Annotated in this window: 3 protein-coding genes; all 3 read left to right on the plus strand. The window is 36.3% G+C overall.

The window, feature by feature from the left end; genetic code table 11:
• The coding region (locus PL8927_RS27760) for a 6-pyruvoyl trahydropterin synthase family protein (RefSeq protein WP_331281869.1) at positions 1-81 on the plus strand (81 nt) is incomplete at its 5' end.
• A 100-nt stretch (positions 82-181) separates the two neighbouring features.
• Positions 182-682: a hypothetical protein gene (locus PL8927_RS27765; protein WP_083627113.1), complete on the plus strand. Its 501-nt coding sequence runs from the start codon at positions 182-184 to the stop codon at positions 680-682.
• A gap of 68 nt (positions 683-750) precedes the next feature.
• The coding region (locus tag PL8927_RS27770; RefSeq protein WP_197047597.1) for a 6-pyruvoyl trahydropterin synthase family protein at positions 751-851 on the plus strand (101 nt) is incomplete at its 3' end.

An 851-nucleotide genomic window follows, 5' to 3' on the forward strand; every position in this document is an offset into this window, starting at 1 on the left:
TTTACCTTTGATAGTGCCCATTATATTAAAGATTATGATGGGCCTTGTGGACGGATGCACGGTCATAGTTATCGCTACTAAACTTTTTCAGGATAACTTGAAGATTTTGTTAAAATTAGAAACAGAAATGCACTGACTCAATAGATGACCATGCTATCAATTTCGATCAGAGGGAATAGCTATGCCACTCATTAAACTTGATCAAGTCGGAAAAGCCTTGATTTTAACATCCGTATTAAGTTTATCCATTCCTAGTATAGTACAAGCTTTAGGAAATGGTTTTTATCAACGTTTTGGTGAAAATGATGTCTATCAGAGAACCGACTATGAAGTTTGTTGGATACAAAATCTTGAACAATTAAAACAACGGGGAGGAAATTACCCGAAAGTCCAGCAACTTCCAGAAGGAATTGATCCGTTACAAGAAAGAAAATACCTTGGGGCTTGTCCTTGGAAAGAAGGAGTTTATAGCTTTTTTGTACAAGATCCATCTCCCCAAGCCCTCAATGACGTTTACTATCTCTATACGATGGGTGGAAAATTATTTTCCTGTCAGATTATTACCGATGAACAATTGCAAAAACATGGATATTACCGAAAAAGTATAATAGTAGTAAATAGAGTCGATGATCGAGTAGATATTCTAGCGGGTCGGACTCAATTAGGCATCTGTGAAGACTAAACTTAATTGATAAAAAGTTACAGCCTGCGTCACAATAGAATTAAAGGTTGAGTTGAGTTTTTTTATTTATGCCGAAATGGAAATTAACCACCGAATTTACCTTTGATAGTGCCCATTATATTAAAGATTATGATGGGCCTTGTGGACGGATGCACGGTCATAGTTATCG

It is taken from the genome of Planktothrix serta PCC 8927 (assembly GCF_900010725.2).
Classification (GTDB): Bacteria; Cyanobacteriota; Cyanobacteriia; order Cyanobacteriales; family Microcoleaceae; genus Planktothrix; species Planktothrix serta.